Origin of the sequence: Microcystis sp. LE19-10.1B, from assembly GCF_027530565.1 — a bacterium.
Classification (GTDB): Bacteria; Cyanobacteriota; Cyanobacteriia; order Cyanobacteriales; family Microcystaceae; genus Microcystis; species Microcystis aeruginosa.
Window position 1 is genome coordinate 1 of sequence record NZ_JAPZQM010000617.1, and the last position, 7,599, is coordinate 7,599.

The window sequence follows — 7,599 nt, forward strand, 5'->3', positions numbered from 1 at the left end:
TTATTCGATCACGGGAGCGATTAACTCGCGTCTTTCCCCCGAAATAACTTTCACCTTACCTTCCTCATCGATATCGACCATGGCAGTATCCCCATCAGAAACCCGTCCGGAGAGAATTTCCTCAGCCAGAACATCTTCCAATAGACGCATAATCGCACGACGTAAGGGACGAGCGCCGTAGGCCGGATTATAACCTTCCTCGATCAAGCGTTCTTTAAACTTATCAGTAACAGACAAAGTAATATTTTGTTCTGTCAGACGTTTAAACACATCCTTGAGCAGGATTTCGGCGATTTCCTTGACTTCTTCCTTATTGAGTTGACGGAAGACAATAATCTCATCAAGACGGTTGAGGAATTCAGGGCGGAAATACTGTTTTAATTCCTCATTAACCAGCGATCGAATGCGATTATACTGGGCCTCGGCTTGATTATCGGCAAACTCGAAACCTAAACCACCGCCACCCTTCTCGATCACCTTAGAACCGATGTTCGAGGTCATGATCAACAGGGTATTTTTAAAGTCCACCGTGCGACCTTTGGCATCGGTCAAACGTCCATCTTCAAGGATTTGCAGAAGCATATTGAAGACATCGGGGTGAGCTTTTTCGATTTCGTCGAATAGCACCACCGTATAAGGACGACGACGCACCGCTTCCGTTAATTGTCCCCCTTCGTTGTAACCAACGTAACCCGGAGGCGAACCGATTAACTTAGAAACCGTGTGCCGTTCCATGTATTCCGACATATCGAGACGGATCATCGCATCTTCGGAACCAAAGAAATAAGCGGCCAGAGCTTTAGTTAACTCGGTTTTACCTACCCCCGTTGGACCGGAGAAGATAAAGGAAGCAATGGGACGGTTGGGATTTTTCAGACCGACGCGAGCGCGACGAATGGCGCGAGACACCGCTTTAACTGCGTCCTCTTGACCGATGAGACGCTGATGCAGGGTATCTTCCATGTGCAGCAGTTTCTCGGATTCGGTTTCGGTCAGTTTGTTGACGGGAACCCCAGTCCAAGAAGCGACGATGTGAGCGATTTCCTCGGCATCCACAAAGGGTTCATCGTTGCCATCTTCGCCTTTTTTGGTGGAAGCGAGATTCCGTATCTGGGTTTTGATTTCCATTTCCCGATCGCGCAATTCCCCGGCTTTCTCGAAGTCTTGACCGCGCACCGCATCATCTTTTTGTTTGAGAATTTGCCGCAGTTCTTTATCTAATTCCTTGGCTGCTGGGGGCAATTGGGAATTAATCAAGCGCACTCTCGAACCAGCTTCATCGATTAAATCGATCGCCTTGTCCGGTAAAAAGCGATCGCTAATGTAGCGATCGGACAATTTCGCCGCCGCTTCTAGTGCTTCGTCTAGGATTTTTAATTTGTGGTGCTGTTCGTAGCGTTCCCGGAGACCGTAGAGAATTTCGATCGTTTCTTCTACGGAGGGTTCACCGACCATAACCGGTTGAAAACGTCTTTCTAGAGCCGCATCCCGTTCGATATGTTTGCGGTACTCATCCAAGGTCGTCGCCCCGATACATTGTAGTTCTCCCCGGGCCAAAGCCGGTTTGAGAATATTGGCCGCATCGATCGCTCCTTCGGCTGCCCCGGCACCGATGAGAGTATGAACTTCATCGATAACAAGGACGACGTTACCCGCTTGGCGAATTTCGTCCATGATTTTTTTGAGGCGTTCCTCAAATTCGCCGCGATATTTGGTTCCCGCCACTAACAAGCCGATATCGAGGGTGACAACCCGTTTTTCTTCGAGAATGTCGGGAATATCCTTGTTAGCGATGCGTTGGGCCAATCCTTCTGCGATCGCTGTTTTACCTACCCCCGGTTCTCCGATTAGGACTGGGTTATTTTTGGTACGACGACCGAGAATTTGGATGACGCGCTCGATTTCCTTTTGCCGGCCGACCACGGGATCGAGTTTACCCTCGCTGGCCATTTGGGTGAGATTGGAACCGAATTCGTCAAGAGTGGGGGTTTTAGTGCGACCTTGGGAAGATGAACCGGCGGCCACTTCGGCGGTTTCCCCTAACATTCTGATCACTTGGGTGCGAACTTTCGAGAGATCCACCCCGAGATTTTCCAGAACCCTAGCGGCCACACCTTCCCCTTCGCGAATTAGTCCTAAAAGGAGATGTTCTGTGCCAATATAGTTATGGCCCAGTTGACGGGCTTCTTCGAGGGAGAGTTCTAAAACTCGTTTGGCTCTGGGGGTGAAGGGAATTTCCACGGCTACGAATCCGGAACCGCGACCGATGATTTTCTCCACCTCCACGCGCGCATCTTTGAGATTGACACCCATGGACTTGAGGACTTTGGCGGCAACTCCCGTTCCCTCTCCAATTAGTCCTAGTAAAATCTGCTCTGTTCCCACGAAGTTATGGCCAAGGCGGCGGGCTTCTTCTTGGGCGAGCATGATTACTTTAATGGCTTTTTCCGTAAATCTTTCAAACATAGCCTATCCATCACCTACACAAGCGACCCTAGATATGCTGATTTTAGCACGGCTTTTTAGTTTAGCCCTCTTTCAGTGATCAGTTATTGGGGAGCGGCCTGGAAACCTGCCGATAAGTGGTTCACCCTTGCATAATCCCCTAGGCTCGTGGTCATCCCCATCTCTCGATCGCTTGACTATCGATCGCCCATTTTCAGGTCAAAACTCGAAGTATAAGCAGATTAAATATTACTACCTATTGACAAATGAGTATATATGTTGTATGTCGGTGTAACATACAGAAAGTTGACCCATATCGTTACTCTGGAGACTGTTATGCAGAAAGTTTTCGTATAATATGTAGTTAGGCACAATAAAATAAGCTATTTAAATATGTTCGTTAAATAAGTACATGAATATTAATATATCCATCATCGACCAACGCTTAGTATCAGTTAGCAAAGACATTCGTCAAAAAGCTTCTGAAGAACTACGAATCACAGATGAAGGCCGGCTTAAGTCTTTGGCTTTTGTATATCTGTGCGTTAAAACCATTTTAGATTTAGATGGAGATGATGTTTTTGATTGCTTAACAGAAGGAGGTGGTGACTTTGGAGTAGATGCTATACATATCTCAGAAGAATATGACGGTGAATTTACAGTTAGTTTATTTCAGGCAAAATATAAGAACAACCTAGAAGGAAACTCTAACTTTCCTGAAGAAGGTATAAAAAGTTTAATAAACGCAATTAATTACTTATTTAATCCAGCAGCCAAACTAGAACATATTAATCAACGACTGCTTGTGAAAGTGGAAGAAGCTCGTAGCCTAATCCGGGATGGCTATATTCCCCAAGTTCGGACAATAGCTTGCAACAATGGGCTGAAATGGAATTTATCTGCTCAAGAGGCTATTGATCGTGCTGAGTTTGGAGATCAGGTGACATGGGAATATGTTAATCACGAGCGTTTAGTCAAAATTCTTCAAGCTTCTAAACCCGTAAAAGATACTTTGCAGCTAAGTGGCAAAGCTATTGTGGAAGATATGGAGTTTAGCCGAGTACTGTTGGGTAGAATTTCGGTGACAGAAATTGCCACACTTATAGAGCGACATGGAGAACGTTTATTAGAGCGCAATATTCGTCGCTACTTGGGTTTACAAGGAAATCGCGTAAATGAGGGTATCCGTCATACTTTAACTAGCGATGAAAAAAACAATTTTTACTTTTATAATAACGGGGTCACGTTGATTTGTGATAGTTTCTCATACAACGCATTGCAAGATGGCGATTACAAAGTGCGTGTTGAGAATTTACAAATCATTAACGGTGGTCAAACGTGTATGACCATATTTAAAACCTTGCGAGAACCAGATTTAATTCATCAAAATGCCCAAGCTTTTGTTCTTTTAAGACTCTATCAATTGCCTCGTGAAAATGAAGGTTTAGTTCAAAGAATTACCTACGCAACCAATAGCCAAAATCCAGTAGATCTCAAAGATTTACGTGCTAATGATGAGCGCCAGAAAATATTGGAAAAGGATATTGAGCAATTAGGATTTAACTACAGGACTAAACGTTCCAATACTCCTACTCGCTCTGCTGATATTACTTCAGGAGTAGCTGCTGAGGCAGTATTATCCGTTTGGCGAAGAAAACCTCATCAAGCAAAGTTTTTCTCTCGTGAACATTTTGGGAAACTGTATGATACAATCTTTACTGACCAATTAAATGGAGCGCAAATCGTAATAGCTGTTCAGCTTTACAGAATTGCAGAAAACCGCCGCAAAAGACCTGAGTCTACTGACCCAGATTTTGTCCGCTATGCTTCCTGCTTTATTGCAATGCAGATGGGACAAAAACTTTTGGCTGATATGAAAGTTCAGATGAAAGATATTAGTCATCAAAATTTTCAATCAGCCCAAATGCTTATTGATCAAAATGGGGAGAGTTACTTTAATGCTTCATTACAGGATATTAAACAGGCACTTCAGGATCTTTATGGAGAACAAGAGATTTCCTTGCAGCAGCTATCTGCAACATTTCGACGTGGTGATTTAATAAGTAGACTTCAATGAATCAAATCGGTTCAATAATTCGACTTCTTTTCTTGCAAACTCGCTTAACCTAACTTGACCGTTAGCTGAAATATTGGTGAATTTTCAAAGTTGCCTGTTGCTGTGTGACTTCACAGATTAATATAGTGCGATGCCAAAGGCACTGCGTAGCAGAGCGCAATCTTGTAGGGTGCGTTCCCTAAAACAACTTCTACCGCTTCAGCGATCGATTTTGGGGAACGCACCATGAACATTGATTGAAACTGTGAGTCTAAGTGCGATGCAGCCTTTGTGGTCCCAGTTGGGGAATGTTAGCGAAGATTGCCAATGTTGAGGTTAAAATAGAGGGGCAAAAGTGGCAACGGGGTCAGGACAATGACAGTTAATCAACTCCGCTACAGCAAAGAAGAATTCGCCCGACGTGGTAATGAGATTTATCAATCTCAGGTGCGCCCCCAAGTCGAGGAAGGCAATCATGGGAAGATTGTAGCCATAGATATTGAAACAGGTGCTTTTGAGCTTGCCAATGACACAATAACTGCTTCTAATCGATTGCTTGAACGAAACCCTGATGCTCAAATCTGGCGTGTCCGAATTGGACATAAAGGCGTTCACCGCTTTGGCGTAGGTCGTCTGCTTTAACTTTATGATGAACGGAATTGTTGATCAAAACTGCGAGGCAAGGCTTAGGTTAGTCGTAAGCAATGAGAGTAAACAGAGGCAAGTAATTGATGCTGTTATTGATACAGGGTTCACAGGCTTTTTGACCTTACCTCTGACAGTAATCAACAGCCTCAACTTACGGTTGTATAGCCGTGAAGAGGGAACATTAGGGGATGGAAGTACCTGTATCTTTGACGTTTACAGTGGTCTTGTTATTTGGGACGGTGAATATCGGTATATTGATGTTAACGCAGCTGAAACAGACCCTTTAGTTGGTATGAGTTTACTCTACGGCTATCGGATGCAACTTGATGCGATCGAGGGTGGAATAGTCGTAATTCAGTCATTGAACAGTTTAAGCTAATCGGGTGTGGAACGGTCTAACAACGTTAGTGCGATGCCGAAGGCACTGCGTAGCAGGGCGCATCGCTTCGTAGCGACAGTTTTGCACAGATTGGGATAAAATACAGATCTAACTAGCGCATTTCAAATGAGCGAAACTGTTTACGTTGAAACTAGCGTGGTTGGTTACTTAACAGCCAGACTCAGCAATAACTTAATCCTCATGGCAAACTTGGGGATTACCCAAGAGTGGTGGGACACACGCCGAGAGCAATTTACGCTTTATATCTCCCCCCCCCTAAAGCCTCTGATGATGCGCTTCATATTGCAGTTGCTACATTTTACGGAATTGACTATCTTTTAACTTGGAACTGTAAGCATATTGCCAATGCTCAAATACAAAAGAAACTAGCACAAATAAGTATAGAAGCAGGATATGATCTGCCAACGATTTGTACACCTAATGAACTAATGGGAGATTAATTATGTGGAAAGATGAAGTTCTAGAAGAAATTTACAGAATACGTGAAGAACACGCGAAGTCCTTTAACTATGATTTGCAAGCAATTTGCAATGATCTTCGTAAAAAACAATCCACTAGCAGCAGACAAATTATTTCGACTCCACTCAAACCTCGCAGTCAACCGCATAACAAATCGTTGCATCCGACCGCCTAGAGATGATCTGATAGAAGTTGAAGATTCTCTGTGGCGGCTGAACTCAGCCGTTAGAGCGATCGCAATCTTGTAGGGTGCGTTCCCTAAGGCAACTTCTACCGCTCCAGCGATCGATTTTTGGGAACGCACCATGCACATTGATTGAAACTGTGAGTCTAAGCCGCGTAGGTTGGGTTGATCGAAACAAGACTGGGGCGAAAATAGCTCAATTCGCTTGAAAAAGCGAAACCCAACCACCCCAAAGGTTACTCTTTGTTGGGTTTCCTTGGGTCAACCCAACCACAATAATTGCTGCTCTATTGATCGCCCATTTTCAGACCAAAACTCGAAATATAAGCAGATTAAATATTACTACCTATTGACAAATGAGTATATATGTTGTGGCCCTATATTTTTGTTAATGGTGAGGTGCAAGGTCTCTGGTTTTGGGAAACTCTAGAACTGCGGAAGGGGCTGTAAGCGAACGGTAATCAGTTATCATTAAGAAAACGCCGGATCGTTAACCTAACAGAATTAACCCCACAATCCCACCCGAAAAGCTTGAAAAACAGGGAACCGGTTATGCCAACCACCTACAATTGCGATTTAATTCTCTGGGCCCGGGATACGGCTCAACTTTTGCGGGAACAACGCTGGGATGCCATTGACTGGGAGCATTTAATCGAGGAAATCGAGGATTTGGGGAAAAGTGAACGCAGTGCGATTGGTTCTCAAATGGAGCGAATTTTGCTTCATCTGCTCAAGTGGCAATATCAACCCCAACGGCACTCCGATAGTTGGCTGGATTCCATCAATGATGGGCGATCGCAAATTCGTCGCAAATTAGAGGATAGTCCCAGTCTACGCGGTTATCCCGCGCAAATTTTGGATAAGGAATACACCAGAGCGCGTCGAGAGGCCGCCAAACAAACAGGTTTAGTCCTCAGCATTTTTCCCGAGTTTTGTCCCTATACTATCGCGCAGGTGATCGAAGATTGGTGGCCCCAGTGATAGCCTTGATTAAAGGTTAAATAATCCTAAATCTGGTTATTAAAGACTGATTATTTATTCTCCCTTTTTGCATGAGTGCATGAGCAGAAAACGGGTTTCTCCGAGAAACCCGTTTTCTGTGCGTTACTCAACGGATTTAGGATTATGTGACAGTTGAGGGTGCGGAATGTGGGATTGAGCGCCCATTTTCAGACCAAAACTCGAAGTATAAGCAGATTAAATATTACTACCTATTGACAAATTAAGTATTTTATGTTACAGAACGGGGTGATATACAGAAAGTTGACCGGGAGCATCCCAGTTTTGCAATGAGTAAAAATACTCAGGCAATATCGCCGTTGAGATAAGCACAACGTAGCTTCAAATACTGAGGAACATTCTCTGCTTTCCATTGTGCTCCCACAATTTTCATTCTTGCACCTATTT

The 7,599-nt window shown here is 44.2% G+C and carries 5 protein-coding genes and 1 pseudogene; 5 read left to right on the plus strand and 1 reads right to left on the minus strand.

The features are described from left to right. Window positions 1–2,466, minus strand: a complete 2,466-nt coding sequence (locus O9332_RS22255; protein ID WP_002732350.1) for an ATP-dependent Clp protease ATP-binding subunit — start codon at window positions 2,464–2,466, stop codon at window positions 1–3. Between the two features lie 391 nt (window positions 2,467–2,857). On the opposite strand from O9332_RS22255, the gene O9332_RS22260 reads away from it, so the two are divergent. From O9332_RS22260 to O9332_RS22285, 5 genes and pseudogenes are all read left to right on the plus strand, one after another. After that, window positions 2,858–4,522: an AIPR family protein gene (locus O9332_RS22260; protein ID WP_002756717.1), complete on the plus strand. Its 1,665-nt coding sequence runs from the start codon at window positions 2,858–2,860 to the stop codon at window positions 4,520–4,522. Window positions 4,523–4,876: 354 nt separating this feature from the next. Next, entirely contained in the window at window positions 4,877–5,143 is a 267-nt protein-coding gene (locus O9332_RS22265; RefSeq protein WP_002733164.1) for a hypothetical protein, read from the plus strand. Between the two features lie 4 nt (window positions 5,144–5,147). Continuing rightward, complete coding sequence (locus O9332_RS22270) at window positions 5,148–5,528, plus strand: hypothetical protein (RefSeq protein WP_002756719.1); 381 nt, start codon at window positions 5,148–5,150, stop codon at window positions 5,526–5,528. 126 nt (window positions 5,529–5,654) lie between these two features. Further along, window positions 5,655–5,989: pseudogene (locus O9332_RS22275) on the plus strand (type II toxin-antitoxin system VapC family toxin). Between the two features lie 755 nt (window positions 5,990–6,744). Then, window positions 6,745–7,173: a DUF29 domain-containing protein gene (locus O9332_RS22285; protein WP_002756725.1), complete on the plus strand. Its 429-nt coding sequence runs from the start codon at window positions 6,745–6,747 to the stop codon at window positions 7,171–7,173. Window positions 7,174–7,599: the final 426 nt, after the last annotated feature.

Excerpts from the sequence above, each read along its gene's own strand:
- O9332_RS22285 (WP_002756725.1), top strand. The coding sequence starts at position 6,745 with ATGCCAACCACCTACAATTGCGATTTAATTCTCTGGGCCCGGGATACG.
- O9332_RS22255 (WP_002732350.1), bottom strand. The coding sequence starts at position 2,466 with ATGTTTGAAAGATTTACGGAAAAAGCCATTAAAGTAATCATGCTCGCC.
- O9332_RS22260 (WP_002756717.1), top strand. The coding sequence starts at position 2,858 with ATGAATATTAATATATCCATCATCGACCAACGCTTAGTATCAGTTAGC.
- O9332_RS22270 (WP_002756719.1), top strand. The coding sequence starts at position 5,148 with ATGATGAACGGAATTGTTGATCAAAACTGCGAGGCAAGGCTTAGGTTA.
- O9332_RS22265 (WP_002733164.1), top strand. The coding sequence starts at position 4,877 with ATGACAGTTAATCAACTCCGCTACAGCAAAGAAGAATTCGCCCGACGT.